Origin of the sequence: Pseudomonas sp. GZD-222 (assembly GCF_049310525.1) — a bacterium.
Lineage (GTDB): Bacteria > Pseudomonadota > Gammaproteobacteria > Pseudomonadales > Pseudomonadaceae > Aquipseudomonas.
The window spans coordinates 20,345-39,509 of the sequence record NZ_JBMOWO010000122.1; the positions used below are offsets into that span (position 1 = coordinate 20,345).

Annotated in this window: 15 protein-coding genes; 3 read left to right on the top strand and 12 right to left on the bottom strand. The window is 59.6% G+C overall.

Annotated elements, in window-relative coordinates; genetic code table 11:
• Positions 1-3 precede the first annotated feature (3 nt).
• From ACO6VD_RS23415 to rpsU, 4 genes are all read right to left on the bottom strand, one after another.
• Positions 4-3,747: an EAL domain-containing protein gene (locus tag ACO6VD_RS23415; RefSeq protein WP_422422357.1), complete on the bottom strand. Its 3,744-nt coding sequence runs from the start codon at positions 3,745-3,747 to the stop codon at positions 4-6.
• A gap of 126 nt (positions 3,748-3,873) precedes the next feature.
• Positions 3,874-5,721, bottom strand: coding sequence for an RNA polymerase sigma factor RpoD (gene rpoD / locus ACO6VD_RS23420; protein WP_400171024.1), 1,848 nt, complete (start codon positions 5,719-5,721; stop codon positions 3,874-3,876).
• Positions 5,722-5,788: 67 nt separating this feature from the next.
• A complete protein-coding gene (dnaG, locus tag ACO6VD_RS23425; protein WP_422422358.1) occupies positions 5,789-7,759 on the bottom strand; it encodes a DNA primase in 1,971 nt (656 codons plus the stop codon).
• Between the two features lie 304 nt (positions 7,760-8,063).
• The gene (rpsU, locus tag ACO6VD_RS23430; protein WP_002551877.1) at positions 8,064-8,279 is read right to left on the bottom strand and encodes a 30S ribosomal protein S21; all 216 of its coding nucleotides are present in this window, start codon (positions 8,277-8,279) and stop codon (positions 8,064-8,066) included.
• A 202-nt stretch (positions 8,280-8,481) separates the two neighbouring features.
• On the opposite strand from rpsU, the gene tsaD reads away from it, so the two are divergent.
• Positions 8,482-9,507: a tRNA (adenosine(37)-N6)-threonylcarbamoyltransferase complex transferase subunit TsaD gene (gene tsaD / locus ACO6VD_RS23435; RefSeq protein WP_422422359.1), complete on the top strand. Its 1,026-nt coding sequence runs from the start codon at positions 8,482-8,484 to the stop codon at positions 9,505-9,507.
• A 23-nt stretch (positions 9,508-9,530) separates the two neighbouring features.
• On the opposite strand, the gene plsY is transcribed toward tsaD, so the two are convergent.
• A complete protein-coding gene (gene plsY, locus ACO6VD_RS23440) occupies positions 9,531-10,100 on the bottom strand; it encodes a glycerol-3-phosphate 1-O-acyltransferase PlsY (RefSeq protein WP_422422360.1) in 570 nt (189 codons plus the stop codon).
• A gap of 74 nt (positions 10,101-10,174) precedes the next feature.
• On the opposite strand from plsY, the gene folB reads away from it, so the two are divergent.
• Both folB and folK read left to right on the top strand, forming a co-directional pair.
• Positions 10,175-10,528, top strand: a complete 354-nt coding sequence (gene folB, locus ACO6VD_RS23445; protein ID WP_157190930.1) for a dihydroneopterin aldolase — start codon at positions 10,175-10,177, stop codon at positions 10,526-10,528.
• Entirely contained in the window at positions 10,519-11,028 is a 510-nt protein-coding gene (folK, locus tag ACO6VD_RS23450) for a 2-amino-4-hydroxy-6-hydroxymethyldihydropteridine diphosphokinase (RefSeq protein WP_422422361.1), read from the top strand. The genes folB and folK overlap by 10 nt, the downstream gene beginning before the upstream one ends.
• A gap of 32 nt (positions 11,029-11,060) precedes the next feature.
• Here folK and ACO6VD_RS23455 read toward each other — a convergent pair whose 3' ends face one another.
• From ACO6VD_RS23455 to apaG, 7 genes are all read right to left on the bottom strand, one after another.
• Entirely contained in the window at positions 11,061-12,290 is a 1,230-nt protein-coding gene (locus ACO6VD_RS23455) for a multifunctional CCA addition/repair protein (RefSeq protein WP_422422362.1), read from the bottom strand.
• Between the two features lie 56 nt (positions 12,291-12,346).
• Positions 12,347-13,909 carry a SpoVR family protein gene (locus ACO6VD_RS23460; protein ID WP_422422363.1) on the bottom strand — a complete coding sequence of 521 codons (1,563 nt, stop codon included), beginning with the start codon at positions 13,907-13,909 and terminating at the stop codon, positions 12,347-12,349.
• Entirely contained in the window at positions 13,906-15,177 is a 1,272-nt protein-coding gene (locus tag ACO6VD_RS23465) for a YeaH/YhbH family protein (RefSeq protein ID WP_422422364.1), read from the bottom strand. The genes ACO6VD_RS23460 and ACO6VD_RS23465 overlap by 4 nt, the downstream gene beginning before the upstream one ends.
• Before the next feature lie 104 nt (positions 15,178-15,281).
• Positions 15,282-17,204: a PrkA family serine protein kinase gene (locus ACO6VD_RS23470; protein WP_400171017.1), complete on the bottom strand. Its 1,923-nt coding sequence runs from the start codon at positions 17,202-17,204 to the stop codon at positions 15,282-15,284.
• Between the two features lie 282 nt (positions 17,205-17,486).
• A complete protein-coding gene (gene glpE / locus ACO6VD_RS23475) occupies positions 17,487-17,816 on the bottom strand; it encodes a thiosulfate sulfurtransferase GlpE (RefSeq protein ID WP_422422365.1) in 330 nt (109 codons plus the stop codon).
• Positions 17,817-17,830: 14 nt separating this feature from the next.
• Positions 17,831-18,706: a symmetrical bis(5'-nucleosyl)-tetraphosphatase gene (locus tag ACO6VD_RS23480; protein ID WP_422422366.1), complete on the bottom strand. Its 876-nt coding sequence runs from the start codon at positions 18,704-18,706 to the stop codon at positions 17,831-17,833.
• Positions 18,706-19,086, bottom strand: a complete 381-nt coding sequence (apaG, locus tag ACO6VD_RS23485; RefSeq protein WP_400171014.1) for a Co2+/Mg2+ efflux protein ApaG — start codon at positions 19,084-19,086, stop codon at positions 18,706-18,708. Before apaG ends, ACO6VD_RS23480 begins: the two co-directional genes overlap by 1 nt.
• Between the last annotated feature and the right edge of the window lie 79 nt (positions 19,087-19,165).

Sequence of the window (19,165 nt, forward strand, 5' to 3'; positions counted from 1 at the left end):
GGATTATAACGAGGGTTTCCAGGCTGTGCTATCCGAAAGATCTGAAACTGCTATACGAAGAAACGTCGCGGCAAATTCTTCGGGGGGCAGCGGCAGGCTGACGATGTAACCCTGTATCTGCTCACAGCCTTCGGCCTTGAGAAATTGCTGCTGTGCCTGGTTCTCCACGCCTTCGGCAATGATGGTCAGTTGCATGCTGCGGCCGAGGGCAATGATCGCTCGGGCAATGGCCGCATCATGGGGATCGTCCGGCAGTCCGCGAATGAACGATTGGTCGATCTTGAGGATGTCCAGCGGCAGGCGCTTGAGGTAACTCAGCGAGGAGTAGCCGGTGCCAAAGTCGTCGATGGCCAACTGCACGCCAAGATGCTTGAGCTGGTGGAGGATGGCCAGGGCTTCTTCGGCCTGGCTCATGATGAAGTTTTCGGTGATCTCCAGTTGCAGGTCACCGGCTTTGAGCTGGTGGGTCTTGAGCAGTTGCTCGATGCGTTTGATCAGGCTGGGCTGACGCAGTTGAGCGCCGGCGAGGTTGACCGACAGCGGGCCGAAGGCCAGGTAACGTTGCTTCCAGGCCTGCATTTGCTTGCACGCTTGCTCGAGCACCCAATCACCCAGTTGCAGGATCATGCCGTTCTCTTCGGCCAGGCCGATGAAATGTTCCGGAGGTACTTCGCCGAACAGCGGGTGAGTCCAGCGGATCAAGGCTTCAGCGCCAACCAGGCTCTGGGTTTTCAGGCTGAACTTGGGCTGGTAGCACAGGCTCAGCTCATTACGCTCTATTGCCCGGCGCAATTCGTGTTCCAGGGCAATGCGTTCACTGGCCTGGGCCGTGAGGTCGCGGGTGTAGGACTCGACCCGGTTGCGGCCTTTGGCCTTGGAGCGATACATCGCGGCGTCGGCATTACGGATCAGTGAGGCCACATCGGTGCCATCCTGCGGATACAGGCTGGTGCCAATGCTGGCGCTGGTGAAGAACTCGTGTTCGCCAGCCTGGAAGGGGGCGCTGAAACAGGCCAGCAGCTTGTTGGCTATGTGCCCGGCGTCGCTGGGTTGGTGCAGGCCAGGCAAGAGGATGATGAATTCATCGCCGCCCAGGCGCGCCACGGTGTCGATATCGCGCACCTGCTCTTTCAGGCGCTGGGCAATACCCTTGAGCAGCAGGTCGCCGACCGGATGGCCCAGGCTGTCGTTGATGTGTTTGAAACGGTCCAGGTCGAGGAACAGCACCGCACCCTGACGTTTGGAGGTTTGCGCGCAGTTGAGCGCGGCTTGCAGGCGGCTCTCGAACAGCGTGCGGTTGGGTAGGCCGGTCAGCGGGTCGTGGTGGGCCTGGTAGTCGAGTTTCGCCTGGGCATGTTTGAGGCTGGAAATATCGGCGAACACGGCGACAAAGTGGGTGATGCTGCGGTCGCTGTTGCGCACAGCACTGATGGTCAGCCAGCTGGGATACAGCTCGCCGTTCTTGCGTCGGTTGTGGATTTCGCCTTGCCAGTGCCCTTCGGCGGTCAGCTGATGCCACATGGCGGCATAAAACGCGCTGTCGTGTTGCCCCGAGGCGAGCAGACGCGGTGTCTGCCCCAGGGCTTCGAACTCGCTGTAGCCGGTGATTTCGCTGAATGCCCGGTTTACTGCACTGATGCGTTGCTCGGTGTCGGTGATCAACACGCCTTCAGCGGTGTTTTCGAACACCGTGGCGGCCAGCTGCAGTTTTTCCTGCATCAGATGGCGTTCGGTGATGTCCCGGGCGATGGTCAGCATGCAATCGACGCCGCCAATCGGTAGGGGGCGGGCAGAGAGTTCACACAGGCGTATTTGTCCGTCGCTGCGGCGGATATGGCAGCTGAAATCGCGGACGAAGCCATCTCGTTTGAGCATTTCCAGCAGGCGCCGACGTTCGTTGAGGTCCACCCAGATGCCCAAATCCAGGGAGGTGTGATCCAGTGACATGTGGCTGTCGAAACCGGTGAGGCGGCAGAAGCCTTCGTTAACCTCAAGCAGTAAGCCATCACTCTGACGCGACAGCAGCAGACCATCCGGCGAGGCGTGGAAGGCCTTGGCGAATTTCTCTTCGGAGGTTTGCAACTGCTCCTGGGTTTCTTTGAGCTGACTGATATCGCGCACGGCCACCACCAGAGCAGGTGTGCTGTCGAGCTCAAAGGTCTCCGCCGAGATCAGCCCGGTGAAGAGCTGGCCGTTGCTGCGTCGGAACAGCGTTTCCAGGTTGCGGATGCTGCCGGACTGCAGGCGCAGAAGCAGCCCCGGGCCGATGCCGTTGATTCCCCAGATGTTCAAGTCGGTGGCCGTATGGCCAACGACTTCTGCCGAACTCAGGCCCATTTGTTCTTCGAACGCTTCGTTGACCTCCAGCAGGCAGCCATCACTAAGACGGGCGATCAACAAGATGTCCGGGCACTGCTGGAATACTGAAGCAAATTTCTGCTCCGAGAGACGCAAGGCGCCCTCGGCATTCTTGGTTTCGCTGATATCGATCATCAGCCCGCGCATCACTGGCTTGTGCCCGTGTTCGATCAGGCTGACGATATCGCGCACCCACAGGCTACGGCCATCGGCGCGAATTACCCGGTATTCGAGGCTGTGGTCGCGCCCGGCAGCGGTTTCGCTGTCACAGAAAGCCTGCGCCCAGAGCGCGTCGTCGGGATGAATGATGCTGCGCCAGAAGCCTGGACGCAGCCACTGGCTAAGCGGGTAGCCGAGCAGGTCTTCGGCATGAGGTGAGACGTAGCTGTAAGTGAAATCGTTGGCATCGGCTTCCCAGGCGATGGCCGAGAGGCTTTCGACCAGGCCGCGGTAGTGGTACTCGCTGCTGCGCAGTTCCTGCTCGAGAGCGATGCGTCGGGAAATTTCCGAGCTTAAACGCCTGTTGACCCGAATGACTGCGAACAGTATTGCCACCAACACCAAGATGCCGGGCAGTCCGTAGATCAATAGATCATTCCAGAGGGTGCGGTGATCCAGAACATTGCCAACCCAGCGTTCCTGAATGTTGCTGATTTCCCCCGGGCTCATGTCGGCCATGACTTTGTCGAGGATGCCGACGAGGATCTTCTGTTCCCGCGGAACCGCCATCGCCAGTTGGTAGCGGTAGGAAGTCTCGCCGCTGACGTACAAACCGTCCAGTTTGAGCTGGCGTAAGCTCCAGATACTCGATGCCAGGTCGCCGACAACGGCGTCGACTTCATCGGTAGCCAGTGCTTGCAGGGCCGAGCTGACGTTGGGCAAGGCGACCAGGTTCAGGTCGGGGTGATGCGTACGCAGCAACTCATGGGGCGCGTAGCTTTCGACCACGGCGATCTTCAGCCCGTAGAGGTCCTTGAGGGTACGTGGCTGCGCCCCGCCTTCATGGGCAAGGATGACGATCGGGAAATCCAGGTAGGGGCGGGTGAACGCCAGAAAGCCCTGACGCTCCGGCGTCGACATGATGCCGGGGAGCAGGTCCAGCTTGTTTTGCTTTGCCTGTTCAAGCACAGCCGTCCAGCTGGTCGGCTCGACCGGCTTGAACTCGACGCCCAGTCGTTCCTGGACAAGGGCAATATAATCGGCAGCCAATCCCTGGTAGCGGCCGTCCTGGTCACGGTATTCGAATGGTGGCCAGGATGCGTCGACGCCCAGACGCAGCTGCGGGTGAGCGCTGAGCCAGGCTTTTTCTTCGTCGGTCAGGGTCAAGGCGCCGGCCGTTGCACTCCAGAACAGCTGAAGCAGCAACAGAAGGGCCGGCATTCTGGGCATATCGGCCTCGTCATACAGATGAACTGTTTCGAGTGTAGACGGGCATTTCTGCGAGAGGGTAAGACGCGGGCGTTAAAATGCTTGATGGCAGAAAAGAAAAACCCCGGCCTGGGCCGGGGTTCGTCATCACTCGTCGAGGAAGGAGCGCAGATGCTCGCTTCGCGTCGGGTGGCGCAGCTTGCGCAGCGCCTTGGCTTCAATCTGACGGATCCGCTCACGGGTCACGTCGAATTGTTTGCCGACCTCTTCGAGGGTGTGATCGGTGTTCATGTCGATACCGAAACGCATGCGCAGCACTTTGGCTTCGCGTGCAGTCAGACCGGAGAGCACGTCTCGGGTTGCTTCCTTCAGGCTTTCAACCGTGGCCACATCGATTGGCGACTGCATGGTCGAGTCTTCGATGAAGTCTCCCAGATGCGAGTCTTCGTCATCGCCGATCGGGGTTTCCATGGAGATCGGCTCTTTGGCGATCTTCAATACCTTGCGGATTTTGTCCTCAGGCATTTCCATGCGTTCGCCCAGCTCTTCCGGCGTCGGTTCGCGACCCATTTCCTGCAACATCTGCCGGGAAATACGGTTGAGCTTGTTGATCGTCTCGATCATGTGCACCGGAATACGGATGGTGCGGGCCTGGTCGGCGATCGAACGGGTGATCGCCTGGCGAATCCACCAGGTGGCATAGGTCGAGAACTTGTAACCACGACGGTATTCGAACTTGTCCACCGCCTTCATCAGGCCAATGTTGCCTTCCTGGATCAGGTCGAGGAACTGCAGACCGCGGTTGGTGTATTTCTTGGCGATCGAGATAACCAGACGCAGGTTGGCCTCGACCATCTCTTTCTTCGCCCGACGAGCCTTGGCTTCACCGATCGACATGCGACGGTTGATGTCCTTGATCTCGGCGATGGTCAGACCGGTTTCCGTCTCCAGGTCGATCAGCTTTTGCTGGCAAGCGACGATAGCGTCGTTTTTCTCGCCCAGCGCTGCCGCCCACTTGGTGCTGCGCTTGGAGAGATCGCCGCTCCAGGTCTGGTCGGTTTCGTTGCTCGGGAACAGGCGCAGGAAGTCGGCGCGAGGCATGCGTGCGTCACGGACACACAGTTGCATGATTGCGCGTTCTTGCTGACGCAGACGATCCAGGGCACTGCGAACGCGTTCGACCAGGACTTCGAACTGCTTTGGCACCAGCTTGATCGGCATGAACAATTCTGCCAGTTCAAGCATCGCCTTGAGGCTGTCCTTGTGCTGGCGGCCGTTCTTCTTCAGCACTTTGAGGGTAGCGTTCAGTTGTTCCTGAACGGCACCAAAGCGCTGCTGGGCGATGACCGGGTCGGGACCGCTTTCGGCCTCTTCCTCTTCCTCTTCACCTTCCTTCTCTTCGTCTTCGTCGTCAGCGTCGGCCTTGGCCGGTGCTTTCGGATCGACAGGCGGCGGCACTTCGGCCGGCGGGGCAATGCCGTCGTCCGGGTCGATGTAGCCACTGAGAACGTCGGACAGACGGCCGCCTTCGGCGGTTACGCGGTCGTATTCGCTGAGAATGTAGTCGACAGTACCCGGGAAGTGGGCGATAGCACCCATGACTTCGCGAATACCTTCTTCGATACGCTTGGCGATTTCGATCTCGCCTTCGCGGGTCAGCAGCTCGACGGTACCCATTTCACGCATGTACATGCGCACTGGGTCAGTCGTGCGACCGATATCGGTTTCCACAGCCGCCAACGCTGCTGCGGCTTCTTCAGCTGCGGCTTCGTCGGTATCGGCTTCGGCCAACAAAAGGGCATCCGCATCCGGAGCACTCTCGAATACGTTGATCCCCATGTCGTTGATCATGCGGATGATGTCTTCCACCTGCTCCGGATCTGAAATATCCTCAGGCAGGTGGTCGTTGACCTCCGCGTAAGTCAGGTAACCCTGCTCACGACCGCGGGTGATCAACTCTTTGATGCGAGACTGCTGTTGCGCTTTTCCGGACATAACACCCTATCCACTGAAGGTCTTGGCGGGCAAAAAACAAGCCGAGGATTATACCCGAGCTAGGACCTCACGCGCCAGTTGAGGTCGGGGTTTGTGCGGGAACATTCCGGCTTAACAGGTCGCGCAGCTGATTTTTTTCCTCTGCGCTCAACTCACTTTGACGTGCTTTCCTGAGCAGATGTTCCAGGCTTCGCTCGCGTTGGCGAGCGGACAAGCTAGTTATAGTGTCGAAAAACTGTTGTTCAAGGTTGTCGGCATCGATCAGCCATTCCTTTTCCGCCAATGCCCGCAGCAAGCGACCTTGTTCGGTGCCATGCCAGCGCGCAATCAGCTGTAGTGAGCGTAGCTCAGGATTCTTTTGCAACGCTTCGAGCAGCGCCACCAGCAGCTGCGCGTAGACGTGTTCTTCGGCCGCGAAATGGCCGGCGTCTTCGACTTTTTTGGCCAGCTGCGGATGGTGCAGCAGGGTGCGCAGAGCGCTCAAGGTCGGGGGCTCCACCGAAGTCGGTACCCGCGGCGGTGGATCCTGGCGTTGACCATTGCGCTCCCAAGGCTTGCCCTTCTTGTCCCACGGTTTGCCTTCCCATTTCTTCTTGCCGCCCTTGTTCGGCGTCCACTGCTGTTGCGGCGGCGCGTACTCGGGTTGGTGGAAGTCGCCGTAGTCCGGGGTGTAGTCGGGGATGGCGTCGTAATCGATGCCCGGGTCGTAGCTGGGCGGCGCTTCGGCGGGTGCGCTGTGACTCAGTTGCTCGACTTGCTGGTTGTCGAGCCCGGTGATTTCCTTGAGGCGATTGCGCATCAACGCGCGCAGGTTGGCGCCGGGCACTTTTTCGATCAACGGTGCTGCCAGGGTGGCCATGTGCGCCTTGCCCTCAAGCGAGCGCGGGTCGGCTTCTTCGGTCAGTTGCTGGAAAAAGTAGTCGGCCAGAGGCTGGGCATGCTGGTTGATGCGAGCACGGAAGGCGTCAGTGCCTTCGGCGCGGATCAGGGTGTCCGGGTCTTCACCCTCGGGCAGGAACAGGAAGCGCGCCTTGCGGCCGTCCTGCAGGCTCGAAAGAGTGGCCTCCAGGGCGCGCCAGGCGGCATTGCGGCCAGCCTGGTCGCCGTCGAAACAGAACAGCACGCTGGGTACCACACGAAACAGGCGCTTGAGGTGTTCTTCGCTGGTGGCGGTGCCCAGGGTTGCCACCGCGTTGCGCAGGCCTTGCTGGGCCAGGGCGATGACGTCCATGTAGCCTTCGACCACGATGATTTCATCGAGGTTGCGGTTGAACTTGCGGGCCTCAAAGAGCCCGTACAGTTCCTGGCCCTTGTGGAACACCGGGGTTTCCGGGGAGTTCAGGTACTTGGGCTTGTCGTCACCCAGTACCCGGCCGCCGAAGGCGATGACTCGGCCGCGACTGTCGCGGATCGGAAACATGACCCGGTCACGAAAACGATCGTAGCGCTTGCCGGACTCGGCGTTCTCGATCAGCAGGCCGGCATCGATCATGGCCTTCTGCTGCAGGGTGTCGCTGCTCAAGTGTTTGAACAGGTTGTCCCAGCCGGGTGGGGCGTAACCCAAGCCGAAATCACGAGCGATTTCGCCGGACAGGCCGCGGCCTTTGAGGTATTCGACGGCTGAGCGGCGGGTCGGGTGGCTTTTCAGGGCCTGGCGATAAAATTCGGCAGCCGCTTCCAGCAGGGGGTACAGCGGCGAATCGGTGGGTTGTCGGGGCTTTTGCCCGCGTCCACCTTCCTCGCGCGGGATTTCCATCCCGGCCGCCTTGGCCAACTCTTCGACAGCCTGGGGAAAGTCCAGGTTGTCGTGGTCCATGATGAAGCCAAGGGCATTGCCGCCCGCGCCGCAGCCGAAGCAGTAGTAGAACTGCTTGTCGGGGCTGACGCTGAAGGACGGGGTTTTTTCCTTGTGAAACGGGCAGCAGGCGGTCAGATTTTTGCCGGCCTTTTTCAGTTGCACGCGCGAACTCACCACATCGACGATGTCGGTACGGTTGAGGAGGTCGTCAATGAAACTTTGGGGAATCAGCCCGGCCATGGCACTCTCATCATCAGGCGATAAGCAAGTGTAATCGCTAATGCTGCGGGAACGGCTGCGCGTTCGAGCGATGTCGAATGGCGTAACACAAAATTCGGAAAGACGTGCTCGTCTGTAGCCGGTGAGGGCTCGTCAGTAATGACGTGCACAGCTGGCGTTGAGGCCAGTTCTGACGTTTCAGGCAGGTTGTCCGCACTGCAGGGCAATGGGACGCCTCGGGCACAAAGGCCTGAGGATCAAGCAACGACTGCCGGCAGCCCGGCTTTGGGCCGGGCGAGGCAGAAGCTTGCGACGGACGTCTGTATTAGTACAGACGAACGGCGCGGCGCTGTTCGCGCTGAACTTTCTTGGCGTGACGTTTAACAGCGGCTGCTGCTTTGCGCTTACGCTCAGAAGTCGGCTTCTCGTAAAATTCGCGGCTACGAACTTCAGCCAGAACACCGGCTTTTTCGCAGGAGCGCTTGAAACGACGCAGAGCTACGTCGAAGGGTTCATTCTCTTTAACTTTGACGGCTGGCATCCAGAGCTACCTTCATTCATTACCGGGGGTCAACGAACTCGTGGCAAAACTGTGCACTGGAGAACGTCGGTTTTTAAGGGTTGCGGATGTTAACCCTTAGCCAGCAGGAATGCAAAGCCTCTGATCGAAAACCGCTGGTCGGCACCGGGAGTGGGGACTATCATGCGCGCCTTCGAATTCAGCCTCCACAAGGCGCAGACCCATGCTAGTACTGGGATTGGAAACATCCTGCGACGAAACCGGCGTCGCATTATACGACAGTGAACGCGGTCTTTTGGCCGATGCATTGTTCAGTCAGATCGACCTGCACCGTGCCTATGGCGGTGTCGTGCCGGAGCTGGCCTCACGTGATCACGTCAAGCGCATGCTGCCGTTGATCCGTCAGGTGCTGGCCGAAGCCGACTGTGTCGCCACCGAAATTGACGCCATCGCCTATACGGCAGGTCCCGGCCTGGTCGGGGCGCTGCTCGTGGGGGCGTCCTGCGCCCAGGCCCTGGCGTTTGCCTGGGGCATTCCGGCGTTGGGCGTGCACCATATGGAAGGCCATTTGCTTGCGCCGATGCTCGAGGAGCAGCCGCCCGAGTTTCCGTTCGTCGCCTTGCTGGTGTCCGGTGGACACACCCAGTTGGTACGCGTGGACGGCATTGGTCGTTACGAGCTGCTCGGGGAAACCCTCGATGACGCAGCGGGTGAGGCGTTCGACAAGACCGCCAAGCTGATGGGGCTGAATTATCCGGGGGGGCCGGAAATCGCCCGCCTGGCGACCCAGGGCGTGCCTGGCCGTTTCGTTTTCCCGCGGCCGATGACTGATCGCCCGGGCCTGGACTTCAGCTTCAGCGGCCTTAAAACCTTTGCCCTGAACACCTGGCAGCAATGCCAGAAAGCTGGAGACGACGGTGAGCAAACCCGTTGCGACGTGTCTCTGGCCTTCCAGCAAGCGGTGGTGGAAACTCTGACCATCAAGTGCAAGCGTGCCCTCAAGCAGACCGGCCTCAAGCGTCTGGTGATCGCTGGCGGTGTCAGTGCCAACAAGGCCCTTCGCACCTCGCTGGAGGAGATGCTCGCGGGTCTCAAGGGCAACGTGTATTACGCCCGGCCACAGTTCTGTACCGATAATGGCGCCATGATCGCCTACGCCGGTTGCCAGCGACTGGCTGCGGGGCAGCAGGAAAGCCTGGCGATCAGCGTGCAGGCACGTTGGCCGATGGAGCAGTTGGCGCCGCTGTGATGAGTGGCGTTCATGCTGAAGATTCAGAAATGCCGTTCGCGGCCGGCAAAAAGGTCGCGTAAATTGCCACGGTGACGCCAGACGATCAGCACGGTCAGCACACTGATCGGCAGTAACGCTTCCGGCTCGCGCCAGGCCAACAGCGGCAGGGTCAGAGGCGTGGCGATCAGCGCCGCCAGTGAGCTGGTGCGGGTCAGGTAAAAGGTCAGCAACCAGGCACCAATGGCCAGCAGTGCTGCCGGTGGGTAGAGCCCCAGCAGCAGGCCGGCAGCGGTCGCGACACCTTTACCGCCACGAAAGCAGAAGTACACCGGGAACAGGTGGCCGATGACTGCGCACAAGCCGATCCAGGCCTGTTGTTGCAGGTCAAGGCCAGCAAATTTGGCGACGAGTACTGGCAGCAAGCCTTTGAACACGTCGCCTAGCAGGGTCAGGACCGCCAGTTTGCGGCCGGCCAGGCGCAGCATGTTGGTTGCACCGGCATTGCCAGAACCGCTCATGCGCGGGTCCGGGCTGCCATTGAGGCGGCTGAGGAGAATGGCAAAGGACAGCGAGCCAAGCAGGTAGGCGAGCAGCGCCAGTAACCAAAACATGCTAACTATTCCGGGCGAGGACGCCCTGATTCTAACGGCGCCAGTCGCCCTTGTCGTGCAGTGGAGAGAAGTGCTTGGACAGAGTGTTCATCGAGGGCCTGGAAGTCGATACCGTCATCGGTGCCTATGACTGGGAGCGGGGCATTCGCCAGTGCCTGCGTCTGGACCTGCGTTTTGCCTGGGATAACCGCCCGGCAGCGGCGGGAGACGACCTGACCCTGGCGCTGGATTACGCCAGTGTCACCGCACGTATCCAGGCATTTGCCGAGCAAGCGGAGTTTGAACTGGTGGAAACCTTTGCCGAACGCCTCGCGGCAGTACTGATGAGCGAGTTCCAGATTCCCTGGCTATCCCTCAAGTTGACCAAGCCCGGCGCCATTGCGGCCGCCACTGGAGTGGGCGTGGAGATCGAGCGCGGATGTCTCTGAACCGGGTTTACCTTGGCCTCGGCAGCAATGTCGAACGTGAGCGGCATCTGTGTGCAGGGCTGGATGCGCTGGCCGGTTTTCTTCAGGACATGCGCTGTTCGGCGGTGTTCGAAAGCCAGGCGGTGGGGATCAAAAGTGGTCCGTTCTTCAACCTGGTAGTGACTGGGTTGACCGATTTGCCGTTGATGGAGCTGGACCGCCGGCTCAAGTTCATCGAAGCCGACAACGGCCGATATGCCCCTGAGCGCAAGGGCCTGCCGCTGGACATCGATGTGCTGATGTACAACGACCTGCATGGCAGTTTTGATGGCTTGGTGCTTCCGCGGGCCGAGATCCTCAAGAACGCTTTTGTGCTGTGGCCACTGTCGTTGATTGCACCGCAGCTAGTGCATCCGGGGACTGGGAAAACCATGAGCCAACTGTGGGAAGAGGCGCAAATCGACCAGGTACTCGCGCCAGTTTCGTTCGAGTGGCGTGGGCAGCAGTTGACTGGTCTCTAAGGCCCAATCGCGGGGCTTACCCCGCGATTGTTTCAGCGCTCGACACTGTTCTTGTAGGCTTTCAGCGCCTTCAAGCGCTCACCTTTGAGCGCTTCACCCAGTGCCTGGCCTGTGAGCCCCTGCTGCACCAAAGGCTGCACCTGGACAGCCCGCGCTGCGCTAACAGCGCCGCGCAGGTAGCTGGCCTGTGGATACTCGCGCTGCTCCAGCCCCAAGCGCCCGCGGGCATCCATTTCACACGCAGCAATGAACTCCTCGAAACGCTGCGGCCGGCGATACACATCGAAGCTTTGCAGTAGCTCAAGCAGGGTTGAAGCCTTGAGCTCCAGGGCGCGATGGCAATGGGTGTGATATTCACCAACCAGCATCGCCAGTTCCTGGCAGTCGCGGGGCACCTTGAAGCGCTGATTGACCGCCTTGATCAGCTTGAGTCCGCGATGCTCGTGAGCGATGTGCCGAGGCCACTCCTCTTCCGGGGTCAGTCCCTTGCCCAGATCATGCAGCAGGCAGGCCCAGCGCACGCTAAGTGGTTGTTGATGCCGTGCGGCTTGCTCGAGCACAGCGAGGGTATGGATACCGCTGTCGATCTCGGGGTGGTGGGCGGGTGGCTGCGGTACGCCGAACAACGCATCGAGCTCCGGGATCAGTTCCTTCAAGGCGCCGCAGTCGCGCAGCACCTGGATGAACACCTGGGGCTGATCTTCCATCAGTGCCCGGGCAATTTCCTTCCAGCTACGTTCGGCGGTGAGTGCCTGCAGTTCGCCAGATTCGCTGAGCTGGCGCATCAATTCGAGGGTTTCTGGCGCGACCTTGAAACCCATTCCGGCGTAACGCGCGGCAAAGCGGGCGACACGCAGGACTCGCAGGGGATCTTCGGCGAATGCCGGGGATACGTGACGTAAGATGCGGGCTTCTAGATCTTTCTGGCCGCCATAGGGGTCGCTGACGTTTCCCTGTTCATCTTCGGCCATGGCGTTGATGGTCAGGTCGCGTCGGATCAGATCTTCTTCGAGGGTAACCTCGGGGCTGGCATGGAAAGTGAAACCGCCATAGCCACGTCCGCTCTTGCGCTCGGTGCGCGCCAAGGCGTATTCCTCACCACTTTTGGGATGGAGAAACACCGGAAAGTCGGCACCCACGGGACGATAACCGAGTGCCTGCATCTGCTCTGCGGTAGCGCCGACCACGACCCAGTCGATATCACTGACCGGCTGGCCGAGCAGGCGGTCGCGTACGGCACCGCCGACTTTGTAGATCTGCATGTAAATCCTCCGTTGATGCCACAGGATACCCTGTCTGGCAGCAACGGAGGGCTGGGCTAGAGGTGAACGACTGCCAGGTCCAGGCGCCCGTACTCGGCGTCTCCGTGTTCACCCTTGGGCGGTACATGGTGGGTTTTCATGATCTGTTCACCCTGCAGGGTTTCCAGATGGATATCGAAGCCCCAGAGACGGTGCAGGTGCTTGAGAACCTCCTCGGTCGAGTCGCCCAGTGGCTTGCGGTCATGCTGCTGGTGGCGCAGGGTCAGAGAGCGGTCACCGCGGCGATCGATGCTCCATATCTGCACGTTGGGTTCACGGTTGCCCAGGTTGTACTGGGCAGCCAGGGTTTCACGGATGATGCGGTAGCCGCTTTCGTCATGGATGGCTGGCACCAGCAGGTCATCGCGCTGGTCGTCGTCGAGGATGCTGAACAGCTTGAGGTCACGGATCACCGTGGGGGACAGGTACTGGAGGATGAAGCTCTCGTCCTTGAAGCTGCTCATGGCGAACTTGATGGTCGACAGCCAGTCGCTGCCAGCGATTTCCGGGAACCAGCGACGGTCCTCTTCAGTGGGGTTTTCGCACATGCGCCGAATATCGCGGTACATGGCAAAGCCCAGGGCGTAGGGGTTGATGCCGCTGTAGTAGGGGCTGTCGAAACCGGGCTGGAACACCACGCTGGTGTGCGACTGCAGGAACTCCATCATGAAGCCTTCGGTGACCAGGCCTTCATCGTACAGGTCGTTCATCAGGGTGTAGTGCCAGAAGGTTGCCCAGCCTTCGTTCATCACCTGGGTCTGGCGTTGCGGGTAGAAGTACTGGGCAATTTTGCGCACGATGCGCACGATCTCGCGTTGCCAGGGTTCGAGCAGCGGTGCGTGCTTCTCGATGAAGTAGAGGATGTTCTCCTGCGGCTCGGCCGGAAAGCGGGCGTTGTCGCGGTCGCTGTTCTTGTCGGCGCCCTTGGGGATGGTGCGCCACAGGTCGTTGATCTGCTTCTGCAGGTGTTCTTCGCGCTCTTTCTGCCGACGCCGTTCTTCCTCGGCGGAAATCGGATAGGGACGCTTGTAGCGGTCGACCCCGTAGTTCATCAGGGCGTGGCAGGAGTCGAGCAGGTCTTCCACGGCATCGATGCCGTGGCGCTCCTCGCACTGGGTGATGTACTGCTTGGCGAACACCAGGTAGTCGATGATCGAACTGGCATCGGTCCAGGTGCGGAACAGGTAGTTACCCTTGAAGAAGCTGTTGTGGCCATAACAGGCATGCGCAACCACCAGGGCCTGCATGCAGATGGTGTTTTCTTCCATCAGGTAAGCAATGCAGGGGTCGGAGTTGATCACGATCTCGTAGGCCAGGCCCATCTGGCCGCGGCTGTAGGATTTCTCGGTGCTGAGGAAGTGTTTGCCGTAGGACCAGTGGTGATAGCCCAGTGGCATGCCGACAGACGCATAGGCGTCCATCATTTGCTCGGCAGTGATCACTTCGATCTGGTTGGGGTAGGTGTCCAGGGCATAGCGCTCGGCCAGGCGGCTGATTTCCCGGTCATAGGCCTGGATCAGTTCGAATGTCCATTCGGACCCGGTGGATATGGGGTGGCGCTTCTGCTCTCTAGCGGTCATGTCACTAACCTGCGCTGGAAGAGTTCACGGAAGACCGGATAGATATCACCGGCCGACACCAGCTGTTGCTGGGCGAACGTGTCGGCAAAGGCTTCGCCGATCCGCTCGTACTCGTACCACAATGCCTGATGTTCGCGGGGGGTGATCTCAACGTAAGTGTAGTACTGGACGAACGGCATGATCTGCTTGGAGAGGATCTCGCGGCAGATCGGTGAGTCGTCATTCCAGTTGTCGCCGTCCGAGGCCTGGGCCGCATAGATGTTCCATTCATTGGCCGGGTAACGCTCGGCCATGACCTCCTGCATCAGCTTCAGGGCGCTGGAGACGATGGTGCCGCCGGTTTCCCGGGAATAGAAGAACTCCTCTTCATCGACTTCGCGGGCACTGGTGTGGTGGCGGATGAAGACCACTTCAATCTTGTCGTAATTGCGCTTGAGGAACAGGTACAGCAGGATGAAAAAGCGCTTGGCAATGTCCTTGGTAGCCTGGGTCATGGACCCGGAGACGTCCATCAGACAGAACATCACCGCTTTGGAGCTGGGGTTGGGTTGCTTGACCAGAAGGTTGTATTTGAGGTCGAAGGTATCGAGAAACGGCACCCGGTGAATACGCGCGCTCAATCGTTCGATTTCGCTTTCGATTTCCTGGATATCGCCGAAGTTGTCCGGTTCTTCCCGCTTCAGCCGTGCCAGTTCCTCCTGGGCCGCGCGCAGTTTTGCGCGGCTGCTGCCGGACAGGGCAATTCGCCGGGCGTGAGCTGAGCGCAAGGTGCGGATGATGTTGATACGCGAAGGATTGCCTTCGTTGCTGATACCGGCGCGCACGGTCTTGAAGGTGTCGGTGCCGGTCAGGTGGCGCTTGACCAGGTTGGGCAGCTCCAGGTCCTCGAACATGAACTCGAGAAACTCCTCCTGGGTAATCTGGAAGACGAACTCATCCATTCCCTCGCCGGAATTACCCGCCTTGCCGCGACCACCTCCGCCGCCCCCGCCTTGTGGCCGGGCGATGTGCTCGCCAGCGGTGAATTCCTTGTTGCCGGGGTGCACTACCGTCTGCTTGCCACCGCGGCCATGATGCAGCACCGGTTCGTCGATATCCCGACCGGGAATGCTGATCTGCTCACCATGCTCCATATCGGTAATGGAGCGGCGACTCACGGCCTCCTCGACGGCTTTCTTGATGTGGTCACGGTAACGCCGCAGAAAGCGCTGGCGGTTGACCGTGCTCTTGTTCTTGCCGTTCAGGCGTCGGTCGATCACATAGCTCATAGGCCCCTCCGGGGAGCTGAAGACTCAAGCTTCAAGCCGCAAGCCGGGCCAGGCTGTGTGCAACTGCCTGGCGTAGTGCTTGCGGCTTGCCACTTACAGCTCGGTCACTGCGATTTTCTGACGCGCAGGTACCATTCCGAGAGCAGCCGAACTTGCTTGTCTGTGTAACCGCGTTCCACCATTCGAGTGACGAAGTCGTTGTGTTTCTGTTGATCCTCTTTGCTCGCCTTGGCGTTGAAGCTGATGACTGGCAGCAGGTCTTCGGTGTTGGAGAACATTTTCTTCTCGATCACTACCCGCAGTTTCTCGTAGCTGAGCCAGGTCGGATTCTTGCCATTGTTGTTGGCCCGGGCGCGCAAGACGAAGTTGACGATCTCGTTGCGGAAATCCTTCGGATTGCTAATGCCTGCGGGTTTCTCGATTTTTTCGAGTTCTTCGTTCAGGGCGATGCGGTTGAGGATTTCGCCGGTTTCCGGATCGCGGTATTCCTGGTCCTGGATCCAGAAGTCGGCGTACAGCACATAGCGGTCGAAAATGTTCTGGCCGTACTCGCTGTAGGACTCGAGGTAAGCGGTCTGGATTTCCTTGCCGATGAACTCGATATAGCGCGGTGCCAGGTATTCCTTCAGGTAGCGCAGGTAGCGTTCGCGCACCTCGGCCGGAAATTGTTCCTGCTCGATCTGTTGCTCAAGCACGTACAGCAAGTGCACAGGGTTGGCGGCAATCTCGTGGGGGTCGAAGTTGAAGACTTTCGACAGGATCTTGAAAGCAAACCGGGTCGAAAGACCGTTCATGCCTTCATCGACGCCCGCTGAGTCGCGGTACTCCTGGATCGACTTGGCCTTGGGATCGGTGTCCTTGAGGTTCTCGCCGTCATAGACCCGCATTTTCGAGTAGATGTTCGAGTTTTCCGGCTCTTTGAGCCGCGACAGCACGGTGAACTGGGCGAGCATTTTCAGTGTGTCAGGCGCGCAGTGGGCCTTGGCCAGCGAGCTGTTGAACAACAGTTTGTCGTAGATCTTGATCTCATCGCTAACCCGCAGGCAGTAGGGCACCTTGACGATGTAGATCCGGTCGATGAACGCCTCGTTGTTCTTATTGTTACGGAAGCTGTGCCATTCCGATTCGTTGGAGTGCGCCAACAGGATTCCGGAGTAGGGGATGGACCCCAAGCCTTCGGTACTGTTGTAGTTACCTTCCTGGGTGGCGGTCAGCAGCGGGTGCAGGACCTTGATCGGCGCCTTGAACATCTCGACGAATTCCATCAGGCCCTGGTTGGCCCGGCACAGGGCGCCCGAGTAACTGTAGGCGTCGGCGTCGTTCTGCGGGAACTCTTCAAGTTTGCGGATATCGACCTTGCCCACAAGCGCGGAGATGTCCTGGTTGTTCTCATCGCCCGGTTCGGTCTTGGCCACGGCGATCTGATTGAGGATCGACGGGTACAGTTTGACCACCTTGAACTGGCTGATATCGCCCCCGAACTCGGCCAGTCGCTTGGTCGCCCAGGGCGACATGATGGTGTTCAGGTAACGCCGGGGAATGCCGAAATCTTCTTCGAGAATGGCGCCGTCTTCGGTGGCATTGAACAACCCCAGCGGCGTCTCGAACACGGGCGAGCCTTTGATGGCATAGAAGGGTACCTTCTCCATCAGTTGCTTCAGTTTTTCCGCCAGGGAGGATTTGCCGCCACCTACGGGACCGAGCAGGTAGAGTATCTGTTTCTTCTCTTCCAGGCCCTGAGCGGCATGGCGGAAGTAGGAGACGATCTGATCGATGCACTCCTCCATGCCATGGAAGTCTTCAAAGGACGGATAGCGGCGGATCACCTTGTTGGAGAAGATTCGCGACAGCCTTGAGTTGTTCGAGGTGTCGACCAGTTCCGGCTCACCGATGGCCATCAACAGGCGTTCAGCCGCCGACGCGTAAGCACTGCGATCCGTCTTGCAGAGCTCAAGGTACTCTTGCAGCGAAAGTTCTTCCTGACGGGTGGACTCGAAACGTTGTTGGAAGTGGCTAAAAATACTCATGACGTCACCTCGCTCGATACGTGGAGCCGACGCCGGATCAGTCAGCTGATGCTGGCATGCAGTCGACGAATGCCAACTGCTGTTTACCCCCCAGAACACCTGTAACTCGCTACCGATGACCCGCACGCCGGTGTACCGGCTCTCCCCTTTTTGGATGGCCTGGGCTTAAGGATAGTTCGTAATCGGGGAGGTCAAGGGTGGTTGGATGAATTGTTGCTGGCGACCGTTCGTCAGGTCATGCGCAAGCCCGCACAGGACGCGGGCTGCAGGAGATGAAAAAAATTATTCGGGGGTACCTTGGGCGGTTTCTGCCGGGTAGGTACCACGCCACAGCTCGAAACCACCGTCGAGACTGTAGACGTCGGAAAAGCCCTGGCTGACCAGATACGCAGCCGCGCTCTGGCTTGAGTTGCCGTGATAGCACACTACTACAGTAGGGGCATCGAGGTCGGCGCCGCGGATGAAGTCTGCAACGGAGTGGTTATCCAGGTGCGTGGAGCCGGCAATGTGGCCGAGGGCATAGGTTTGCGGGTCGCGAATATCGACCACGACCGCACCTTGCTCACGCAGCGCCTGGGCTTGCTCGGGAGGGATGCGTTTGAATTCGCTCATGGGTACGGTTTCCTTCAGGACTGGTCGCTTATTCTAGCGGGTTGTGGCGGTGCTGGCTGAGGGCGAGGGGTTCCTTCGTCGGTGCAGTCGCAACGATGGAACTCGCCGCTGTCGACATTGTACAGCGTCATCGCACCGCCCCAGACGCAGCCGGTGTCCAGGGCAATCACGCCGGGCTCCTTGCAGCGGCCTTCAAGTGCCGCCCAGTGGCCGAAGATGATCTTCACATGGCGCGAGCGACGCCCTTTGTGGGCGAACCAGGGCTTGTAGCCGGGTGGGGCGGTCTCGATACCTTCTTTGCCCTTGAGGTCGAGCTTGCCTTCACTGGTGCAAAAGCGCATGCGGGTGAAGTAATTGGTGATCACCCGCAGGCGCGTCACACCACTGAGGTCCTTGCTCCACTTGTTTGGCTCGTTGCCGTACATACCGTCCAGATAAGGCTTGAAGCGGTTGTCGTCGCGCAGCACTTCTTCGACTTCGCCGGCCAGCTCCAGGGCCTTGCCCAAGGTCCACTGCGGCGGGATGCCGGCATGAACCAGGACTACGCCGCGTTGTTCGTCGTAGTGCAGCAGCTTTTGCCGGCGCAACCAGTCCAGGAGTTCGTCAGCGTCCGGCGCCTGGAGAATCTCGCGCAGGGTATCGCTCTTTTTCAGGCGCTCGATGTTATGCCAGGCCGCCAGCAAGTGCAGGTCATGGTTGCCCAGGACGCAGACCAGCGACTCACGAATGGAATACAGGAATCTCAGGGTTTCCAGCGACTCGGGACCGCGGTTGACCAAATCGCCCACCAGCCACAAACGGTCTACAGCCGGGTTGAAGTTGACCCGTTCGAGCAGGCACTTCAGCGGCTGCAGGCACCCTTGAAGGTCGCCTACTGCGTACACCGTCATCAGTGCAGGGCTCCGGGAACGGCCAGGCGAAACGGGGCAATCGTGGCGTCGAAGCGTTTACCGTCTTCGGCAACCATCTGATAGGTGCCCTGCATGGTGCCGACCTGGGAACTGATGACTGCACCGCTGCTATAGGTATGGCTCTTGCCGGGTTCGATCAGCGGCTGCTGGCCAATGACACCCGCGCCTTTTACTTCTTCAACCTGGCCATCGCCATTGGTAATCAGCCAGTGACGCGACATCAGTTTGGCCGGCAACGATCCGTTGTTCTGCACGGTAATGGTGTAGGCGAAGGCGAAACGTTCGTTTTCGGGGTCGGATTGTTCTTTGAGAAAGCGGGTCACGACGCTGACGTCGATCTGGTAACGGGGATCTGACATGCAAGGGGCCTTGGAAACAGACGCGGATACGGCAATGGCGTTCAGTCTAGGCTATTGGCGGGGTTGCCGGCCAGTCATG

Coding starts and splice junctions, on each gene's coding strand:
- apaG (WP_400171014.1), bottom strand. CDS start 19,086: ATGTCAGATCCCCGTTACCAGATCGACGTCAGCGTCGTGACCCGCTTT.
- dnaG (WP_422422358.1), bottom strand. CDS start 7,759: ATGGCCGGGCTGATTCCCCAAAGTTTCATTGACGACCTCCTCAACCGT.
- plsY (WP_422422360.1), bottom strand. CDS start 10,100: ATGTTTTGGTTACTGGCGCTGCTCGCCTACCTGCTTGGCTCGCTGTCC.
- glpE (WP_422422365.1), bottom strand. CDS start 17,816: ATGAGCGAATTCAAACGCATCCCTCCCGAGCAAGCCCAGGCGCTGCGT.
- rpsU (WP_002551877.1), bottom strand. CDS start 8,279: ATGCCAGCCGTCAAAGTTAAAGAGAATGAACCCTTCGACGTAGCTCTG.
- ACO6VD_RS23465 (WP_422422364.1), bottom strand. CDS start 15,177: ATGAGCTATGTGATCGACCGACGCCTGAACGGCAAGAACAAGAGCACG.
- tsaD (WP_422422359.1), top strand. CDS start 8,482: ATGCTAGTACTGGGATTGGAAACATCCTGCGACGAAACCGGCGTCGCA.
- ACO6VD_RS23455 (WP_422422362.1), bottom strand. CDS start 12,290: ATGCAGATCTACAAAGTCGGCGGTGCCGTACGCGACCGCCTGCTCGGC.
- ACO6VD_RS23470 (WP_400171017.1), bottom strand. CDS start 17,204: ATGAGTATTTTTAGCCACTTCCAACAACGTTTCGAGTCCACCCGTCAG.
- ACO6VD_RS23480 (WP_422422366.1), bottom strand. CDS start 18,706: ATGACGGTGTACGCAGTAGGCGACCTTCAAGGGTGCCTGCAGCCGCTG.
- folK (WP_422422361.1), top strand. CDS start 10,519: ATGTCTCTGAACCGGGTTTACCTTGGCCTCGGCAGCAATGTCGAACGT.
- ACO6VD_RS23460 (WP_422422363.1), bottom strand. CDS start 13,909: ATGACCGCTAGAGAGCAGAAGCGCCACCCCATATCCACCGGGTCCGAA.
- rpoD (WP_400171024.1), bottom strand. CDS start 5,721: ATGTCCGGAAAAGCGCAACAGCAGTCTCGCATCAAAGAGTTGATCACC.
- ACO6VD_RS23415 (WP_422422357.1), bottom strand. CDS start 3,747: ATGCCCAGAATGCCGGCCCTTCTGTTGCTGCTTCAGCTGTTCTGGAGT.